The sequence below is a fragment of the Micromonospora sp. GCM10011541 genome (assembly GCF_042650725.1).
Lineage (GTDB): Bacteria > Actinomycetota > Actinomycetes > Mycobacteriales > Micromonosporaceae > Micromonospora > Micromonospora sicca.
Genome location: NZ_JBHSBP010000104.1, coordinates 134,816 through 153,072 on the forward strand (window position 1 = coordinate 134,816; position 18,257 = coordinate 153,072).

Sequence of the window (18,257 nt, forward strand, 5' to 3'; positions counted from 1 at the left end):
GGTGATCAACCGACGTTGGTGGGGCCGAGGACGCTCTTCAGGTCGCCCATCAACGCGGTGGTGGCCGCCACCCGGAACGGTCCGAGCCGCAGCGTGGTCACCTTCCCCCCGTTGAGCAGCTTGACGTGCACCTCGGTGTCGCCCGGGTGCAGCACCAGGGTCTCCTTGAGCCGTTCCACCAGCGGCGGCGTGCACCGGTGCACCGGGATGGTGAGGGTGACCGGCTTGTTCGCCGGGTTGCTGCTGATGTCCGGCATGGACATGTCCATCGCCATGATCCGTGGCGTGTCGTCGCGGCGGTCCACCCGCCCCTTGACCACCACGATCGCGTCCTCGGCGATGTACTGCCCGATCACCTCGTAGGTGTTCGGGAAGAAGAGCGTTTCCACCCCGCCGGCCAGGTCCTCCAAGGTGGCCGAGGCCCAGGCCCGGCCCTGCTTGGTGACCCGCCGCTGCACGCCGGAGAGGATGCCGGCGAGGGTGACCACCGCCCCGTCGGGCACCCCGCCCTCCTCGGCGAGCGCGGCGATCGTGGTGTCCGCCGCCGCGCCGAGGACGTGCTCCAGGCCGAAGAGCGGGTGGTCGGAGACGTACAGGCCGAGCATCTCCCGCTCGAAGGCCAGCTTGTCCCGCTTGTCCCACTCACCCTCGCCGATGGTCGGCATGACCGTGGTGCTGCCGCCGGTGTCCGCCTCACCGAAGCCGGCACCGAAGAGGTCGTACTGGCCGACCGCCTCCTTGCGCTTGACGTCGGCGTACGCGTCGATGGCGTCGGCGTGCACGGCGAGCAGGCCCTTGCGCGGGTGCCCCATCGAGTCGAACGCGCCGGCCTTGATCAGCGATTCGATGGTCTTCTTGTTGCAGACCACCGCGTCCACCTTGGACAGGAAGTCGTAGAAGTCGGCGTACTCGCCCTTCTCCTCGCGGCACCGCATGATCGAGGCGACCACGTTCGCGCCGACGTTGCGGATCGCGGCCAGGCCGAAGCGGATGTCCTTGCCGACCGGGGTGAACGGGCCGGCCGAGGTGTTCACGTCGGGCGGCAGGACCTGGATGCCCATCCGCCGGCACTCCGACAGGTAGAGCGCCATCTTGTCCTTGTCGTCACCGACCGAGGTGAGCAGCCCGGCCATGTACTCGGCCGGGTAGTGGGCCTTCAGGTACGCGGTCCAGTACGAGACCAGCCCGTAGGCGGCCGAGTGCGCCTTGTTGAAGGCGTAGCCGGCGAACGGCACCAGGACGTCCCACACCGCCTGGATCGCCTCGTCGGAGTAGCCGCGCTCACGGCAGCCGTCCCGGAACGGGATGAACTCCTTGTCGAGGATCTCCTTCTTCTTCTTGCCCATCGCCCGGCGCAGCAGGTCGGCTTGGCCGAGGGTGTAGCCGGCGAGGATCTGCGCGGCGCGCTGCACCTGCTCCTGGTAGACGATCAGGCCGTAGGTGGGCGCGAGAATCTCCCGCAGCGGCTCCTCCAGCTCCGGGTGGATCGGGGTGATCTCCTGCTGGCCGTTCTTGCGCAGCGCGTAGTTGGTGTGCGAGTCGACGCCCATCGGGCCGGGCCGGTAGAGCGCCAGGACGGCGGAGATGTCCTCGAAGTTGTCCGGCTTCATCAGCCGCAGCAGCGAGCGCATCGGCCCGCCGTCGAGCTGGAAAACGCCGAGGGTGTCGCCCCGGGCCAACAGCTCGTAGGCGGCCGGGTCGTCCAGCGGCAGGGACAGCAGGTCCAGCTGTTTGCCGTGGTTGAGCTCGATGTTCTTGACCGCGTCGTCGATGATGGTCAGGTTGCGCAGGCCGAGGAAGTCCATCTTCAACAGCCCGAGGGACTCGCACGTCGGGTAGTCGAACTGGGTGATGATCGCCCCGTCGGCGTCCCGGCGCATCAGCGGGATGTGCTCGATGATCGGCTCGGCGGACATGATCACGCCGGCGGCGTGCACACCGGTCTGCCGAATCAGCCCCTCGATGCCCTTGGCGGTGTCGATCACCTTGCGCACGTCCGGGTCGGACTCGTAGAGGCCCCGGATCTCGCCGGCCTCGGCGTACCGCGGGTGCTTGGGGTCGAAGATGCCTGTGAGCGGGATGTCCTTGCCCATCACCGCCGGCGGCATCGCCTTGGTGATCCGGTCGCCCACCGCGTACGGGAATCCGAGCACCCGGGCCGAGTCCTTGATCGCGGCCTTGGCCTTGATGGTGCCGAAGGTGGCGATCTGGGCGACCTTGTCCTCGCCCCACTTGTCGGTGACGTACTTGATCACCTCGCCGCGCCGACGCTCGTCGAAGTCGATGTCGACATCCGGCATGGAGACGCGCTCGGGGTTGAGGAACCGCTCGAAGATCAGGCCGTGCGGGATCGGGTCCAGGTCGGTGATGCCCAGGGCGTACGCGACGAGCGAGCCGGCGGCCGAGCCACGGCCCGGACCGACGGCGATGCCCTGGCTCTTCGCCCACTGGATGAAGTCGGCGACCACGAGGAAGTACGAGGGGAAGCCCATCTGGTTGATGACGCCCAGCTCGTACTCGGCCTGGACGATGTGCCCCTCGGGAATGCCGCCCGGGTAGCGGCGAGCCAACCCGGCGAAGGTCTCCTTGCGGAACCAGGACTCCTCGGTCTCCCCCTCCGGCACCGGGAAGCGGGGCATCAGGTTGTGGAACTCGAACATCCCGGTCGGGTCGACCTTCTCGGCGACCAGCAGGGTGTTGCGGCAGCCCTGCTGCCACAGCTCCGAGGAGTCGACCGCGCGCATCTGCTCGGCCGACTTGATGAAGTAGCCGCCGCCCTCGAAGCGGAACCGGTTCGGGTCGGAGATGTTGCTGCCGGTCTGCACGCAGAGCAGCACGTCGTGCGCCTCGGCCTGCGCCTCGTGGGTGTAGTGCGAGTCGTTGGTGACCACCGGCGGGATGTCGAGCTTGCGGGCGATCTCGGTGAGCCCGTCCCGGACCCGGCGCTCGATGTCGAGGCCGTGGTCCATGATCTCCAGGAAGTAGTTCTCCTTGCCGAAGATGTCCTGGTAGCTGGCGGCGACCTTGAGCGCCTCGTCGAACTGGCCCAGCCGCAGCCGGGTCTGCACGGCACCGGAGGGGCAGCCGGTGGTGGCCATGATGCCCTCGGCGTGCTCGGCGATCAGCTCCATGTCCATCCGGGGCCACTTGACGTAGTGACCCTCCATGGAGGCGCGCGAGTTCAGCGTGAACAGGTTCTTCAGGCCGGTGGCGTTGCGCGCCCACATGGTCTTGTGGGTGATCGCGCCGTTGCCGGAGATGTCGTCGCTCTTCTGCTCCGGCCGGCCCCACTTGACCCGCGCCTTGTGGAAGCGCGACTCCGGCGCCACGTACGCCTCGACGCCGAGGATCGGCGTGATCCCGGCGGCCATCGCCTGCTTGTAGAAGTCGTTCGCGCCGTGCATGTTGCCGTGGTCGGTGATCGCCACCGCCGGCATGCCGAGCCGGTTGGCCTCGGCGAACAGGTCCTTGAGCCGGGCCGCTCCGTCGAGCATCGAGTACTCAGTGTGCACGTGCAGATGCGCGAACGAATCGCCCATGCGTGGCGCCCCCCGGGTCGGCTTCGTGGGTGGTGAGAAGTCGGTCGGCCCACCCTATCCCCGCCCCGAGAGGCACCTCCAGCAGCCGCGCGGGCAGATCACCGTCAGGGTGGTGTGGATCTCCCGGGTCGGCCCCGCCGCAGCACAGCGATGTTGCGCTATACATTAGTGTGTGCCACACAGTATCGTGTGAGTCATGGTAAGCGACGAGATCCTGCGGACCCATCTCCAGGAGTTGCGCCGCGGCACGGTGGTGGTGGCGAGCCTGGTCGCCCTGCGCCGCCCCGACTACGGCTACGCGCTGCTGCAACGCCTCGCGGCGCACGGCTTTCCGGTCGACGCCAACACGCTCTATCCCCTGCTCCGGCGGCTGGAGGAGCAGGGGCTGCTGACCAGCGAGTGGAACACCGAAGAGAGCCGGCCGCGCAAGTTCTACCGCATCAGTGACGAGGGGGAGACGGTGCTGGCCCGCCTCCTCGACGACCTCGCCGCCGTGCAGACCTCCGTCGCCGGGCTGATCGAAGGAGACCACCGATGAGTTCCCTGACCGACCGCTACCTCGCCGCCACCCTGCGGGCGGTGCCGGTACCCCGCCGCGCCGAGATCGCCTCCGAGCTGCGCGCCGCCATCGAGGACATGATCGACGACCGGACCGGCGCCGGGCAGGACGCCGAGGCCGCCGAGCGCGAGGTGCTCACCGAGCTGGGCCAGCCGGAGCGGCTTGCCGCCCGGTACGCCGACCGTCGGCTCCAGCTCATCGGCCCCACCTACTACCTGGTCTGGCAGCGGGTGCTGCGGCTGATGCTGGCTACCGTGCCCGGCACCGTCGGCGTCGTGGTGGGCGTGCTCGAGGCGACCGTCGGCGACGACCCCGGCAGGGCGGTCGGCGTGGGCATCACCAGCGCGTTCCAGACGGCGGTGCAGATCGCCTTCTGGGTCACCTTGGGCTTCGCGGTCCTGGAACGGACCGACACCTCGCTGAACCTGCCCGAGTGGAGCGTCGACCACCTCCCGGAGGGTCCGGCGGAGCGGGACGTCCGGCTCACCGACACCTGCGCGTCGGTGGCGATGCTGCTGCTCACCCTCGCCTTCCTGCCCTGGCAACACTTCCAGCCCTGGGTCTCCGACACCGACGGCGACCGCATCCCGCTCCTCGACCCGGCGCTCTGGAGCTCGTGGCTGCCGTTCCTCGCGGCCGTGCTCGTGGCCAGCCTGGTGCTGGAGGTCGCCAAGTACCGCGCCGGGCGGTGGACCTGGCCGCTCGTAGCGGTGAACGCCGCCCTCGACCTCGCGTTCACGGTGCCGGTCATCGTCCTGCTGCTCACCGACCGGCTGCTCAACCCGGAGCTGGTGCGGCGGTTCGACTGGCTGCGCACGGACGGACACCTCGACACCGTCGCCCGGGTAACGGTCGCGGTGGTCGCCGCGATCACGGTCTGGGACGCCGCCGAGAGCATCGTGAAGGCCCGGCGCCACCACGCCTGACCGGGCCTCGGTCCGGCCCGGCGCGCACGGGGCGCCGGGCCGGGCCGGCCGGTCAGCCGGCGGTCCGGCCGGCCCGTCACTCCTGGGCCAGCAGCGCGCACACCGCCTCGTCGACCCACTCCCCCTTGACGAACTCGTTCTGCACAGGTGGCACTGGTCCAGATGAGTAGCACGTCGCCGACCAGCTCGCCGGTCGCCCGGACCACGATGGCCAGGTTCAGCAGGTCGAGGCGGTCGGTGCGGAGCGGGAGATCGGGCAGGAGCATCCCGGCAGCGTACGGTGGGGCGCCACGGCCGGTCAGCCCGGTTTCGGCCCGACGGCAGCCGGCAGCGCACGGCGGCCTTCGACGCGGTGGCCCGCCGCTGCGCCGAGGCCTCAGCGCCCCCACACAGGGGCGCCGACGCCTCGGGCGGGTCGGCCGATCGCGGCGACACCTGTCCCGGACGCTACGAAGCTGATGTCGTGGATGAATCACCGGCCGCCGGGCCGGGCGTCGCGGCCGGCCGTGCGGACGACACGGGTCAGCGCCGCATCGGTGAATCGTTCACGACATCAGCTTCGTAGTGCCGCAGCGGGATGTCCGGTGCCGGCCGACACCGCGACCCGGGGGCGCGCCGGCACCGACGGTCAGGCGTCGACGGCCGCCATCACGTCGTCGGAGACGTCGAAGTTCGCGTAGACGTTCTGCACGTCGTCGCAGTCCTCCAGCACGTCGATCAGCTTGAAGACCTTGCGCGCGCCCTCCTCGTCCAGCGGCACGTTCATGCTGGGAATGAGGGAGGACTCGGCCGACTCGTACTCGATGCCGGCGTCCTGCAGCGCGGTGCGGACCGCGATCAGGTCGGTCGGCTCGGAGACCACCTCGTAAGCCTCACCGAGGTCGTTGACCTCCTCGGCGCCGGCGTCGAGGACCGCCATCATCACGTCGTCCTCCGTCGTGCCGGTCTTGGGCACGATCACCACGCCCTTGCGGGAGAACATGTACGACACCGAGCCGGCGTCGGCGAGCGAGCCGCCGTTGCGGGTCAGCGCGGTGCGCACCTCGGTGGCGGCGCGGTTGCGGTTGTCGGTGAGGCACTCGATCAGCATCGCCACGCCGTTCGGGCCGTAGCCCTCGTACATGATGGTCTGCCAGTCGGCGCCGCCGGCCTCCAGGCCCGAGCCGCGCTTGACCGCGCGGTCGATGTTGTCGTTCGGGACGGAGTTCTTCTTCGCCTTCTGGATGGCGTCGTAGAGCGTCGGGTTGCCGGCGGGGTCGCCGCCGCCGGTCCGGGCCGCGACCTCGACGTTCTTGATCAGCTTGGCGAACATCTTGCCGCGCTTGGCGTCGATGACGGCCTTCTTGTGCTTGGTGGTCGCCCACTTTGAGTGGCCGGACATCTCATACCTCCGTCTGTTGACTCACGCCTGCGTCGACTGTCCGCGCCAGCTCCACCGCCTGCACCGGCGGCTGGTCGGCTGGAGGGCTGCGGCGGGCGGTGAGCCCTGCCGAACCGCGGCAATCCTACCGAGGTCACTCCCCCCGGTGTCACACGCGCACCGGCCGGGCGTGGAGCGGGCCCCCCTCCCGGCGGGAGGGAGGCCCGGGTCGGACCCCTCAGGCGGCCCGGACCAGCTCCACGAAGTAGCGGTGCAGCCGCAGGTCGCCGGTGAGCTCCGGGTGGAACGAGGTGGCCACCAGGTTGCCCTGCCGGACCGCGACGATCCGGTCGGCGGCCGGCCCCTCGGTGACCCGGCCCAGCACCTCGACGCCCGCGCCGACCCGCTCGACCCAGGGGGCCCGGATGAAGACGGCGTGGAACGGGTCGCCCTCGACCCCGGCGATCGCCACCGGCGCCTCGAACGAGTCGACCTGCCGGCCGAACGCGTTGCGCCGCACCGTCATGTCGATGCCGGCGAAACCGCGCTGGTCGGGCCGGCCGTCCAGGACCTCGGTGGCCAGCATGATCAGGCCGGCGCAGGACCCGTAGACCGGCATGCCGCCGGCGATCCGCTTGTCGATCGGCTCGCGCATCTCGAAGATGTCGGCGAGTTTGCTGATGGTGGTGGACTCGCCGCCGGGGATGACCAGCCCGTCGACCGCGTCCAGCTCCGCCGGACGGCGTACCGGGCGGGCGTCGGCGCCGGCCCCGGCCAGGGCCGCGACGTGCTCGCGCACGTCGCCCTGGAGGGCGAGCACCCCGATCTTCGGCTGGCCACCCATCGGCGTCACCAACCGCGCTCGGCCAGGCGGTGCGGCTGCGGGATCTCGTCGACGTTGATGCCGACCATCGCCTCGCCCAGACCACGGGAGACCTTGGCGAGCACGTCCGGGTCGTCGTGGAAGGTGGTCGCCTTGACGATCGCGGCGGCGCGCTGGGCCGGGTTGCCGGACTTGAAGATGCCCGAGCCGACGAAGACGCCCTCCGCGCCGAGCTGCATCATCATGGCGGCGTCGGCCGGGGTGGCGATGCCGCCCGCGGTGAACAGCACCACCGGCAGCTTGCCCGTCTGGGCGACCTCCTTGACCAGCTCGTACGGCGCCTGCAGCTCCTTGGCGGCGACGAAGAGCTCGTCCTCCGGGAGCGACTGCAGCCGGCGGATCTCCTGGCGGATCTTGCGCATGTGGGTGGTGGCGTTGGAGACGTCACCGGTGCCCGCCTCGCCCTTCGAGCGGATCATCGCCGCGCCCTCGGTGATCCGGCGCAGCGCCTCACCCAGGTTGGTCGCGCCGCAGACGAAGGGGACGGTGTAGGCCCACTTGTCGATGTGGTTGGCGTAGTCGGCCGGGGTCAGCACCTCGGACTCGTCGATGTAGTCGACGCCGAGCGACTGCAGGATCTGCGCCTCGACGAAGTGGCCGATGCGGACCTTGGCCATCACCGGGATCGAGACGGCCTCGATGATGCCGTCGATCATGTCCGGGTCGCTCATCCGGGAGACGCCGCCCTGCGCGCGGATGTCCGCGGGCACCCGCTCCAGCGCCATCACGGCGACCGCGCCGGCGTCTTCGGCGATCTTGGCCTGCTCGGCGGTGACCACGTCCATGATCACGCCGCCCTTGAGCATCTCGGCCATGCCCCGCTTGACTCGGGCGGTGCCGACGACGGGCGTGGCGTTGGCGTTCGGGGAGGTGGATTCGGACACGGGTCATCGCTCCTTGGGCGTGCTCAGGGGGTGGCTGCGAAAATGCTACGACGGGCTCAACGCCGGTCCGACAGCCAATCAGACCCACGGTGGCCTGCGGTGTGGCCCGCATCACCCCTGACCAGGGCCGCTGAGCGGCCGGCACCGGGTCAGCCGGTGGTGACGTCCGCCGGGACGGCGAGGGTGGGGTCGTCGACGTCGAAGTAGCGCGGCCACTGGTGCCGGCGCCCCATCCCGAACAGGCGTACCAGGGGGCGGCCGCGCGCCGACCGCGCGTCCCGGACCAGGTCGGTGTGCACCTGTCGGGCCAGCGCCAGCCGTCGGCTGGCCGCGATCACCGCCTCACACGCCGGGTCGGCCGGGTCCAGCTCGACCGCGCGCAACTGCCGGGTGAGGTCGTTCTCGGCCGCCTCCCGCTCCTCCGGCGGGGCGTCCAGGGCGATCCGAGCCGCCGCGTACAGCTCCACGCCGTACCGCTGCTCGGCCAGGACCGCCGCGGCCGCCGCGCGGCGCAGCAGGTGCGCGTCGAGCGCCCGAGCCGCCGACTCCGCGCGGGCCTGCAGCCGCTCGACCCGGCCGGCCGTCCAGATCAGGTACGCCGCGACGAGCCCGACGACCAGGATCGTGCCCACCACCCACCACATGCCCGGCATCGTAGTGCTGCTCCGTTCCCGCCCGGTTCGGCGCGGCTGCCGCCGACGCGCTCGTCACATCGGCCCCACTGGCCCCACCGTTCAGCCCATCCCCACCCATTCCTGGTCGATCACCCGACCGTCGGTGGCTTCGATCGCCGCTGCGTATACCTCCAGAACGCGGCGGGCAACCACGGGCCAGTCGAAATTCGCCACCGCCTGGTCGCCGCAGGCGGTCAGCGCGGCCCGCTGGTCGGCGTCGTCGAGCAGGCCGGCGAGCGCGGCCCGCAGCGCGGCCGGGTCGCCGGTCGGGAACAGCCGGCCGGCCCGCCCGCCGTCGAGCACCCGGCGGAACGCGTCCAGGTCGCTGGCCACCACCGTGGTGCCGGCCGCGAGGGCCTCGGTGAGGATCATCCCGAAGGATTCCCCCCCGGTGTTCGGTGCGACGTAGAGGTGCACGCTGCGCAGCATGCGCGCCTTGTCCGCCTCCGACACCAGGCCGAGGAAGGTTACCCGGTCCCGCAGTTCGGCGGGGAACTGGTCGTACAGGTCGTCCGGGTCGCCCGGACCGGCCACCAGGAGCCGCAGCCCCGGCCGGTGCGGGGCCAACGCGACGAACGCGTCCCGCAGGATCGCGAAGCCCTTGCGCGGCTCGGTGAACCGGCCCAGGAAGCCGAGCGTGCCACCGGTGCCCGGCCCGCACTCCCCCGGCCAGCCGGGCAGCGGCTCGACCCCGGCGAACTTCGCCACGGTCACCCCGTTCGGGATCTCCACCGCACCGCCGTCCATGTGCTCGACCTGCACCTTGCGAGCGAGGGCGCTGACCGCGATCCGGGCGGTGATCCGCTCCAGCAGGATCTGCAGCACCCCCTGCGCGGCGGAGAGCACCCGGGACCGGGTCATCGCGGTGTGGAAGGTGGCCACCACCGGGCCGCGGGCGCAGAGCACGGCGAGCATGGACAGGCTGGGCGTCAACGGCTCGTGCACGTGCAGCACGTCGAAGTCGCCCCGGGTGATCCAGCGCCGCACCCGGGCGGTGGAGACCGGCCCGAACGCGATCCGGGCCACCGACCCGTTGTACGGCAGCGGCACCGCCCGCCCCGCCGACACCACGTACGGCGGCAGCGCCGAGTCCTCGTCGGCCGGGGCGAGCACGCTCACCTCGTGCCCCAGCCAGATCAACGCCTCGGCCAGGTCCATGACGTGGTTCTGCACCCCGCCGGGGACGTCGAAGGAGTACGGGCACACGATGCCGATCCGCATTGCGCCCGCTCCCTCAGCTCGTCCCGGTGGCGGCCGACGGCGGCGCCGCGGTCCCGCCGCCGGTCGCCGTCGGCTGGTCCAGCCACATCCGCTGCAACATGTGCCAGTCTTCCGGATGCCGGGCGATGCCCGCCGCGAGACCGTCGGCAATCCGTTGGGTCAGCGTCCGGACCCGCTGGTCCAACGGATTGCTGTCCGGATCGGGCAGCTCCAGCGGCCCCTCGATGGCGGCGCAGGCGGCGTCCGGCTCGTACCACAGGGAGGCCACGTAGAGCGGCGCCCCGGTGCGCAGCGCGAGCAGGGCCGGCCCGGCCGGCATCCGCGTCCGGCCGCCGAAGAACTCGACCTCGACACCCCGGGCGGAGAGGTCCCGGTCGGCCAGCAGCGGCACCACCGTCCCCGCCCGCACCCGGTCCACCAGCACGTCGAACGCCGGCCGGTCGCCCCCGTGGGTGGGCAGGATCTCCATGCCCAGGCCCTGCCGGAAGGCCAGGAACCGCTCGTAGACGCCCTCCGGCTTCAGCCGCTCCGCGACGGTGGTGATCGGCCAGCCGGTGGCCGCGACCCAGGCGCCGGCGGCGTCCCAGTTGCCGGCGTGCGGCAGTGCCACCACGGCCCCGCGGCCGGCCGCCACGTCGGCGGCGAGCTTCTCCTGCCCGTCGAGGCGGAACCCGGCGAGGATCTGCCGGCGGCTCAGCGCGGGCAGCCGGAAGACCTCCATCCAGTACCGGGCGTACGACCGCAGGCCGCGCCGGACCAGCGCGTCCAGCTCGGCGTCGGGCAGGTCGGGGCCGACCACCCGGCGCAGGTTGGCGCGGAGTCGGGCCGTACCGCCGCCACCCCGGTGGTGGGCGCGGTCGGCGCCCACCCGGAAGGCCGCGGCCACCACGGGCCGGGGCAGCGCACGGACCAGGCGCCAGCCGGCGACGTAGCCGAGCTCGGTGAGGTTCACTCCCGGCCGACCAGCTGGGCCTGCCGGTACACGTGGGCCATCCGCTGCCCCACGGTGAAGATCGACACGGCGGCCAGCAGCCAGAGCGCGATCTCCAGGGCCAGCGGCACGCCGAGGCCGGTGAGCAGGCCGCCCACCCCGACGATCAGCAGCCGCTCGGTGCGCTCGGCGACGCCCACGTTGGCCGTCATGCCGAGCCCCTCGGCCCGGGCCTTTACGTAGGAGACCAGCCCGCCGGCGGCCAGGCAGATCAGCGCGGCGGCCGTCCCGGCGTGGTCGCCCTCGGTGGCCAGCCAGTACGCGACCGCGCCGAAGACGGCGCTGTCGGCGATCCGGTCCATGCTCGAATCGAGGAACGCGCCGAACCGGGTGGAGCCGCCGCTCATCCGGGCCATCGTCCCGTCGAGCAGATCGGTGAGCGCGAAGACCGTGACGATCAGCGCCCCGGCGACCAGGTGCCCGCGGGCGCCGAAGCCGAGCGCGCCGACGAGCACGCCGAGGGTGCCGGTCACGGTGACCGCGTTGGGGGACACGCCCGCGCGGAGCAGGCCGCGCGCGACCGGCTCCACGACGCGGGTCATCCCCGCGCGGGCCGTCACTTGGAAGATCTTCGCCATGGCGGTCCCACGATAACGGCCGGCAGCGGTCCGCGATACGGCCGGTCGTGCCGACCCGCGGGAGGGAGGCTTGTGCGGGGTGGGCAACGGGTGTGAGATCGGAAGCGGAAGGTGAGGCAGCTCACCGACCCACCCGTTGAGTACCCGCCGTCCAGGAGACCACCGGAGGATATCGCCGCGGCACCCGCCCGGGCCCGCTTCCCCGTCGCGAGCGGCGGTCGCCACCACCACCGGCTGAGGGAGGTGCGCCGCCATGGCGCAGAAAAATCAGGAGAAGGGTGTCACCGGCGGCGCGCCGGTGGTGACCGAGCCCGGCAGGGTTCGCAACGTGGTGCTCGTCGGGCACTCCGGCGCCGGCAAGACCACCCTGGTCGAGTCGCTGCTCGCGGCCAGCGGCACGATCAACCGGGCCGGCACCGTCACCGACGGCACCACCGTCTGCGACCACGACCCCGCGGCGGTACGCCAGCAGCGCTCGGTGAGCCTGGCCTGCGCCCCGCTGCTGCACTCGGACGTCAAGGTGAACCTCCTGGACACCCCCGGGTACGGGGACTTCGTCGGCGAGCTGCGGGCCGGACTGCGGGCCGCCGACGCGGCACTGTTCGTGGTCTCCGCGGTCGACGGGATGGACGCGGCCACCGCCGCCCTCTGGGAGGAGTGCGCCGCCGTCGACATGCCGCGCGCCGTCGCGGTGACCCGGCTGGACCACCCGCGCGCCGACTTCGACGAGGCGGTGGCGCTCTGCCAGCGGGTCTTCGGCGACAACGTGCTCCCGCTGTACCTGCCGATGCTCGGCGACGACGGCGTGTCCGTGGTCGGCCTGATGGGGCTGATCACCCGACGCGTCTTCGACTACTCGGCGGGGCTGCCGGCCGTGGTGCGCGAGCCGGACCCGGAGCACCTGCCGGCGATCCTGGAGGCCCGCAACGAGCTGATCGAGGGGATCATCGCGGAGAGCGAGGACGAGACCCTGATGGACCGCTACCTCGGCGGCGAGGAGATCGACACCGAGGTGCTCATCACCGATCTGGAGAAGGCGGTGGTCCGGGGTCACTTCTACCCGGTGGTGCCGGTCTGCGCGGAGACCGGCGTCGGCCTGGACGTGCTGCTCGACGGGCTGGTCGCGGCGTTCCCGTCGCCGCTGGAGCGGGACCTGCCGGCGGTCACCGGGGTGGACGGCTCGCCCCGGCCGCCGCTGGCCTGCGACCCGGACGGGCCGCTGGTCGCCGAGGTGGTCAAGACCACCGTCGACCGGCACGTCGGCCGGGTCTCCCTGGTCCGGGTCTTCTCCGGCACGCTCCGCCCCGACCAGGTGGTGCACGTCTCCGGGCACGGCATGGCCGAGCGCGGGCACCCCGACCACGACGCCGACGAGCGGGTCGGGCACATCTACAGTCCGCTCGGCGCGACGCTGCGCGAGGTGCCCGTGTGCGTCGCCGGGGACATCTGTGCGCTCACCAAGTCGGGCAGCGCGGAGACCGGGGACACCATCTCCGCCAAGGAGGAGCCGCTGCTCATCGCGCCGTGGGAGATGCCTGAGCCGCTGCTGCCGGTGGCGATCGCGGCGAAGAGCCGGGCCGACGAGGACGCCCTGGCCCGCAACCTGGGCCGACTGGTCGCCGGCGATCCGACCCTGCGGCTGGAGCGCAACGCGGAGACCCACCAGCTGGTGCTCTGGTGCATGGGCGAGGCGCACGCCGACGTGCTGCTCGACCGGCTGCGCAGCGGCGGCGTCGAGTTGGAGACCGAGCCGGTGCGGGTGGCGCTGCGCGAGACGCTGACCGTGCCGGCCAAGGGGCACGGCCGGCACGTGAAGCAGTCCGGCGGGCACGGCCAGTACGCCGTCTGCGACATCGAGGTGGAGCCGCTGCCCCGGGGCGCCGGCTTCGAGTTCGTCGACAAGGTGGTCGGCGGGGCGGTCCCGCACAACTACATCCCGTCGGTGGAGAAGGGCGTCCGGGCGCAGATGGAGCGCGGCCTGGTCGCCGGCTACCCGGTGGTGGACCTGCGGGTGACCCTCTTCGACGGCAAGGCGCACAGCGTGGACTCCTCCGACGCCGCGTTCCAGACCGCCGGTGCCCTGGCGCTACGGGACGCCGCCGAGAAGGGGCAGCCGGCGCTGCTGGAGCCGGTCGACGAGGTGACGATCCGGGTGCCCGACCCGTCGGTGGGCGCGGTGCTGGGTGACCTCTCCGGCCGGCGGGGCCGGGTGCTCGGCACCGAGCCGGACGCGGACGCCGAGGGCCGCACCCTGGTCCGCGCCGAGGTGCCGGCGACGGAGCTGCTCCGCTACGCCGTGGAGCTGCGCTCGATGACCGCCGGCGCCGGCACCTTCCGCCGCCAGTTCGTCCGCTACGACCCGATGCCCGCCCACCTCGCCGACCAGGCCCGCAAGGAGCACGGCACCCACCCCTGACGGACCCTGCCGGCGGGGTCCGGTCCGGCCGAAGGCCCCTCTCCCCGGTGGGACGAGGGGCCTTCCGCTGCTACCAGGGGAGGGTGCCTTCGGCGTCGAAGTAGCCGCCGGTCGGGCCGTCGGGGCCCACCTGCGCCATCCGGACGATGATCTCGGCGCCCTCCTCGACGGTCTGCGTGCCCGTGCGCCGGTTCAGGTCCGTCGCGGTGAAACCGGGCTCCACCGCGTTGATCCGCATGTTCGGGAAAGCCTTCGCGTACTGCACGGTGATCATGTTGACCGCGGTCTTCGACGCCGGGTAGGCGACGCCCGGGTACGCGTACGTCGGCGTCCCCGCGGCGGTGACCCGGGCCAGCGAGGCCAGGCCGCTGCTGAGGTTCACGACGACCGGGGCGGCGGACCGCTGCAGCAGCGGCAGGAACGCGTTGGTGACGCGTACCACGCCGAAGACGTTCGTCTCGAACACCTGCCGCATCAGGTCGGCGGTCACCCCGGCCGGGCCGATCACCGCGCCGTCCGGCGCGCGCTCCTCGATGCCGGCGTTGTTGATCAGCACGTCCAGTCCGCCCTCGGCCTCGACGGTCTTCGCCGCGGCCGCGACCGACGCGTCGTCGGTGACGTCGAGGAGAACCAGCCGCGCGCCCAGCTGCTCGGCGGCCCGGCGCCCCCGTTCGGCGTCCCGGCTGCCGACGTAGACGGTGTGGCCTGCCGCGATTAGCCGGCGGGCGGTCTCGAACCCGAGTCCCTTGTTCGCTCCGGTGATCAGTGTTGTGGTCATGCCTCGACGCTACGGCCGGCCGGTTCGGTTACCCGGTGTGCCCGTTGTCCTGGGACTGCCGGTACCAGCCAGGCCCCCGGCCGGCGTTGCAGACTGGTGGGCATGGCGACGGAAGAGTTCGGACGGGCGGTGCACCGCTGGCGGGACCGGGTCTCGCCGGAGGCGGCCGGGCTGCCCGCCGGCGGGCGCCGGCGGGCGGCCGGACTGCGCCGTGAGGAGCTGGCCCTGCTGGCCGGGATCTCCGTCGACTACGTCACCCGCCTCGAACAGGGCCGCGCCGCCCATCCGTCGGCGCAGGTCGTCGAGGCCCTGGCCAGGGCCCTGCGGCTGTCGGCAACCGAGCGCGCACACCTGTTCCGGCTGGCCGGGCTGGCGCCCCCGGGACCGGAGACGGTACCCGCCTACCTCACGCCGAGTGTCCAGCGGCTGCTGGACAGACTGGCCGGGACACCCGTCGCGGTCTACGACGCGTCCTGGACGCTGCTGGTGGCGAACCCGCCGTACGCGGCCCTGATGGGCGATCCGTCCGGATGGCGTGGCGACCAGCGCAACGGCGTGTGGCGACACTTCCACGGCCTGGGGGGCCGGGTCCGGCACACGCCGGAGTCCCTGCGCGGGTTCGAGGCGGCCCTGGTCGCCGACCTGCGCACGGCCGCCGGCCGCTATCCGGCCGACCAGCGGCTGCGGCGGCTGGTGGAGGAGCTGCGCGCGCACAGTGCGCGGTTCGCCGAGCTGTGGGATTCGGGCGCCGTCGGCCGTCACGAGGCCGCGCGCAAGACCATCGACCATCCGCAGGTGGGGCCGCTGACGCTGGACTGCGACGTGCTCACCGTGGCGGGCAGCGACCTGCGGATCATGATCTACACGGCCGAGCCCGGCACCGAGGACACCGAGCGGCTCGCCCTGCTCACCGTGCTCGGCACCCAGGCACTCGCCGGGTAGGCGCCCGGCACCCGCGCCGATCGTGCAGTTGCGGTGGTCACCTCGTCCGCCGCACCCCTGTCGCGGGACGCCCCAACCCATGACCGCCGCGTCAGGGACGGGCGGCGGGGACCGGGGCCATCGACCAGTGGGGGCGATCGGCGTCGCGGAGGGCGGCGGTACGAAGCGCGGCGAGCTGCCGTTCGACCTCGGCGAAGTGGTCGGGGGCGAGGGGCCCCCGGTGCAGGGCGGCGGCGTTCTCCTCCACCTGGGCGACGGTCCGCGCGCCCGGGATCGGCACGCTGCGACCGCTGCGGGCCCAGATCCAGCCCAGCGCCCCCTGGGCGAGGGTCCGACCGTCGGCGGTCAACGCGCCCCGGACGGCGGCCACCCGGCGCAGCCACTCCGGTGCCGGCCGGCCGCTGCGGAACCACTCCAGCCAGTTCGGGGCGGTGCCCCGCACGTCGTCGCGGGGCAGCGTCGAGTCGGTGGTGTACTTGCCGGTCAGCAGCCCCATCCCGAGCGGCCCGCGGGCCAGGCCGGCCAGGTCGTGCTTGTCGCAGACCGCCAGCATGGCCGGCGCGTCGCGCAGCACCGACAGACCGTGCTGCACGGCGGTGGCGCCGCGGGCGACCTGGGCGAAGGCCGCCACCCGGTCGGCCCGGTCGGTGCTCCAGCCGTACGCCCGGACCAGCCCGTCGGCGACCAGGTCCTCCAGGCTGCCGATCAGCGCCTCGGCCCGGGGCAGCGGCAGGTCGCCGAGGTGCAACTGGTAGAGGTCGATCCGGTCGGTGTCCAGCCGGCGCAGCGAGTCGACCACCGCGCGCCGCAGGTACCCGGGCGAGGCGTCCTCCCCGGTGGCCTGCCGGGCCGCCTCGTCGAAGGTGTAGCCCCACTTGGTGGCGATCACCGCCGCGTCGCGGCGGCCGGCGAGCGCCCGCCCGAGGATCCGCTCGCCGTGCCCCGCCCCGTACGTGTCGGCGGTGTCGAAGAGGGTCACCCCGAGGTCCAGCGCGCGGCGGACCGCCCGGACGGACTCGTCGTCGTCCACCGCCCCCCAGCCGAGCGGCCGGGAGCCCTCGGCCCACGGGCCGCCGATCGCCCAGCATCCCATGCCGAGCGCACTGACCTCGATGCCGCTGCGGCCCAACGTCCGCGTGGTCACTGCCATCGGCGCATCCTGTCACCTCCAGCGCGCTGGAGGGCAAGAAGTTCACCCCCGTGCCCGACCGACCAGGTGCCACGGTCGACCGGACGTCGGGTTCAGCGGGGCGTGGCGTACGCCAGCGGCAGCGGGGTGGGCTGGCCCGGCCAGGTGCCGGCGAGGGTGGCGCCGGCACGCCCGTGGCCCGCGGCGGGCCGCCGGACGACGGCCAGCTCGACGGTGTCGGTGCCGATGAGCGCCGGGTCGCCGTCCACCACCCGGCGGGGCGCGCCCACGCTGGCGACGTCGACGTCCCCGGCGCCGCTGCTGGTGATGCTCATGCTCGGCGGGCGAACCTGCCGCTCGCCGTCGACCTCGAAGAACTCCTCGGCCTGGCCGGTCCCGGCGAGGATGGCGGCGGCCAGCGCGGGGGCGTAGACCGGGTCCCCGCAGGCGTCGTAGACCCAGCGCGGGCCGAGCACCGAGTGGTGGGTGGTGCCGACCAGCCAAGCGTCGGCGCCCTCCAGCGGCGCCCCGCGGTAGGTCAGCGGCACCTGGTGGACCGGCCCGTCACCGGCGCGGACCAGCATCGTCTCGATCCCGACCGCGCCGGCCGGGTCGTCGAAACGGTATCCCGCCACCCGTTCCACGTCCGCCCCCGTCGGCCCGTGGAACCAGGGCCGGTCGCGCAGCCACGCCGCCAGGAGTTCGAGCTTGGTGGGGCGCAGTTCCGCCCGGTGCAGCAGAGCCATGCGGCGCATCGTACCGGGGCGCGCCGCCCGCGTCCGGGGCCGGAGCCGGGGCCCGGTCAGGCCGTCGGCCAGGCCTTGGCGAGCAGGTCGCGGGTGTCGGCGAGCAGCTGCGGCAGGACCTTGGTCCGGCCGATCACCGGCATGAAGTTGGCGTCGCCGCCCCAGCGCGGCACCACGTGCTGGTGCAGGTGCGCGGCGATGCCGGCGCCGGCCACGCCGCCCTGGTTCATGCCCAGGTTGAAGCCGTGCGCGTTGGACACGTGCCGGATCACCCGCATGGCGTCCTTGGTGAACGTCGCCAGTTCGGCGGTCTCCGGCGCGTCCAGCTCGGTGTAGTCGGGCACGTGCCGGTACGGGCAGATCAGCAGGTGCCCCGGGTTGTACGGGTACAGGTTGAGCACCGCGAAGACGTGCTCGCCCCGGGCGACGACCAGGCTCTCGTCCGGCGGCAGCCCGGGGGCCAGGCAGAAGGGGCAGCCGGTCGGCTTCTCGTAGCCGCCCTCGGGCCGGTCCTCCCCGGAGATGTAGGTCATCCGGTGCGGCGTCCAGAGCCGTTCCAGCCCGTCCGCCAGACCGTCGTCGGTGCCGTTCTCGGTGCCGTTCTCGGTGCCGTTGTCGTAGTGCCGCGCCG

At 72.7% G+C, this 18,257-nt stretch carries 16 protein-coding genes; 4 read left to right on the forward strand and 12 right to left on the reverse strand.

Annotation, left to right across the window (positions count from 1 at the left end):
- Positions 1-5 precede the first annotated feature (5 nt).
- Positions 6-3,539, reverse strand: coding sequence for a DNA polymerase III subunit alpha (dnaE, locus tag ACFOYX_RS35005; RefSeq protein WP_322440532.1), 3,534 nt, complete (start codon positions 3,537-3,539; stop codon positions 6-8).
- A gap of 196 nt (positions 3,540-3,735) precedes the next feature.
- On the opposite strand from dnaE, the gene ACFOYX_RS35010 reads away from it, so the two are divergent.
- A complete protein-coding gene (locus tag ACFOYX_RS35010; RefSeq protein ID WP_322440531.1) occupies positions 3,736-4,077 on the forward strand; it encodes a PadR family transcriptional regulator in 342 nt (113 codons plus the stop codon).
- Positions 4,074-5,024, forward strand: coding sequence for a permease prefix domain 1-containing protein (locus ACFOYX_RS35015; RefSeq protein WP_322440530.1), 951 nt, complete (start codon positions 4,074-4,076; stop codon positions 5,022-5,024). Before ACFOYX_RS35010 ends, ACFOYX_RS35015 begins: the two co-directional genes overlap by 4 nt.
- A gap of 628 nt (positions 5,025-5,652) precedes the next feature.
- Here the strand turns inward: ACFOYX_RS35015 and ACFOYX_RS35020 are convergent.
- The 7 genes from ACFOYX_RS35020 to pgsA all read right to left on the reverse strand — a co-directional run bounded on the left by ACFOYX_RS35020 (position 5,653) and on the right by pgsA (position 11,615).
- Positions 5,653-6,405 carry a YebC/PmpR family DNA-binding transcriptional regulator gene (locus ACFOYX_RS35020; RefSeq protein WP_238453636.1) on the reverse strand — a complete coding sequence of 251 codons (753 nt, stop codon included), beginning with the start codon at positions 6,403-6,405 and terminating at the stop codon, positions 5,653-5,655.
- A 217-nt stretch (positions 6,406-6,622) separates the two neighbouring features.
- Positions 6,623-7,228, reverse strand: a complete 606-nt coding sequence (gene pdxT, locus ACFOYX_RS35025) for a pyridoxal 5'-phosphate synthase glutaminase subunit PdxT (RefSeq protein WP_109800925.1) — start codon at positions 7,226-7,228, stop codon at positions 6,623-6,625.
- Positions 7,229-7,233: 5 nt separating this feature from the next.
- Complete coding sequence (gene pdxS / locus ACFOYX_RS35030; RefSeq protein ID WP_109800924.1) at positions 7,234-8,151, reverse strand: pyridoxal 5'-phosphate synthase lyase subunit PdxS; 918 nt, start codon at positions 8,149-8,151, stop codon at positions 7,234-7,236.
- A gap of 149 nt (positions 8,152-8,300) precedes the next feature.
- Complete coding sequence (locus ACFOYX_RS35035) at positions 8,301-8,804, reverse strand: hypothetical protein (protein ID WP_322440529.1); 504 nt, start codon at positions 8,802-8,804, stop codon at positions 8,301-8,303.
- Positions 8,805-8,885: 81 nt separating this feature from the next.
- On the reverse strand, positions 8,886-10,046 hold the full coding sequence (locus tag ACFOYX_RS35040) for a glycosyltransferase family 4 protein (RefSeq protein WP_322440528.1): 1,161 nt from the start codon (positions 10,044-10,046) through the stop codon (positions 8,886-8,888).
- Positions 10,047-10,059: 13 nt separating this feature from the next.
- Complete coding sequence (locus ACFOYX_RS35045) at positions 10,060-10,998, reverse strand: phosphatidylinositol mannoside acyltransferase (RefSeq protein WP_322440527.1); 939 nt, start codon at positions 10,996-10,998, stop codon at positions 10,060-10,062.
- A complete protein-coding gene (gene pgsA / locus ACFOYX_RS35050; protein ID WP_109799734.1) occupies positions 10,995-11,615 on the reverse strand; it encodes a phosphatidylinositol phosphate synthase in 621 nt (206 codons plus the stop codon). Before pgsA ends, ACFOYX_RS35045 begins: the two co-directional genes overlap by 4 nt.
- Before the next feature lie 253 nt (positions 11,616-11,868).
- Here pgsA and ACFOYX_RS35055 point away from each other — a divergent pair, with 253 nt between their 5' ends.
- Positions 11,869-14,031 (forward strand): elongation factor G-like protein EF-G2, encoded by a 2,163-nt coding sequence (locus ACFOYX_RS35055; protein ID WP_322440526.1) that lies wholly within the window; start codon positions 11,869-11,871, stop codon positions 14,029-14,031.
- Positions 14,032-14,101: 70 nt separating this feature from the next.
- Here the strand turns inward: ACFOYX_RS35055 and ACFOYX_RS35060 are convergent, their stop codons facing one another.
- Positions 14,102-14,809: an SDR family NAD(P)-dependent oxidoreductase gene (locus ACFOYX_RS35060; protein WP_322440525.1), complete on the reverse strand. Its 708-nt coding sequence runs from the start codon at positions 14,807-14,809 to the stop codon at positions 14,102-14,104.
- A gap of 102 nt (positions 14,810-14,911) precedes the next feature.
- On the opposite strand from ACFOYX_RS35060, the gene ACFOYX_RS35065 reads away from it, so the two are divergent.
- Complete coding sequence (locus ACFOYX_RS35065; protein WP_322440524.1) at positions 14,912-15,751, forward strand: helix-turn-helix transcriptional regulator; 840 nt, start codon at positions 14,912-14,914, stop codon at positions 15,749-15,751.
- 91 nt (positions 15,752-15,842) lie between these two features.
- Here ACFOYX_RS35065 and ACFOYX_RS35070 read toward each other — a convergent pair whose 3' ends face one another.
- From ACFOYX_RS35070 to ACFOYX_RS35080, 3 genes are all read right to left on the reverse strand, one after another.
- Positions 15,843-16,901 carry an aldo/keto reductase gene (locus tag ACFOYX_RS35070; RefSeq protein WP_322440523.1) on the reverse strand — a complete coding sequence of 353 codons (1,059 nt, stop codon included), beginning with the start codon at positions 16,899-16,901 and terminating at the stop codon, positions 15,843-15,845.
- Between the two features lie 92 nt (positions 16,902-16,993).
- On the reverse strand, positions 16,994-17,626 hold the full coding sequence (locus tag ACFOYX_RS35075) for a hypothetical protein (RefSeq protein ID WP_322440522.1): 633 nt from the start codon (positions 17,624-17,626) through the stop codon (positions 16,994-16,996).
- A 56-nt stretch (positions 17,627-17,682) separates the two neighbouring features.
- The gene (locus tag ACFOYX_RS35080) at positions 17,683-18,198 is read right to left on the reverse strand and encodes an HIT domain-containing protein (protein ID WP_109799741.1); all 516 of its coding nucleotides are present in this window, start codon (positions 18,196-18,198) and stop codon (positions 17,683-17,685) included.
- Positions 18,199-18,257 lie beyond the last annotated feature (59 nt).